Source organism: Campylobacter sp. TTU_617 (genome assembly GCF_016599045.1).
In the GTDB taxonomy this organism is placed as follows: domain Bacteria; phylum Campylobacterota; class Campylobacteria; order Campylobacterales; family Campylobacteraceae; genus Campylobacter_D.
On sequence record NZ_JAENKV010000056.1, the window covers coordinates 1 to 360 of the forward strand.

Below are 360 nucleotides of genomic sequence, written 5' to 3' on the forward strand. Positions count from 1 at the left end.
AAGTTCGAGTCTTATAGTGACCACCACTTCATTCTTTTGCGGCGGTAGTTCAGCTGGTTAGAATATCGGCCTGTCACGCCGGAGGTCGCGGGTTCGAGCCCCGTCCGCCGCGCCAGAGTTTGGTTTAATCTTTAATATAATATTTTTTAATTATAAATTTAGAAAATAATTTAAGGATTAGTTTTTTAAAAATGAAATCATTATTGTTTGAAATTTAAATTTTCATACTCTCTGATCTTTCTCATTTAAGTAAAATTTAATGGGGGGGGGTATAATCAAATTTTAAAATCATAAACTATTATTATAGAATAAATTTTATATTAATTTTTATAATTAATATAATAACCATTTTTACTTATA

1 tRNA gene is annotated in these 360 nt (G+C 29.2%); it reads left to right on the forward strand.

The features are described from left to right. The first annotated feature begins 38 nt into the window (after positions 1-38). Positions 39-115: transfer RNA gene (locus tag GQV94_RS07675), tRNA-Asp, on the forward strand. Positions 116-360: the final 245 nt, after the last annotated feature.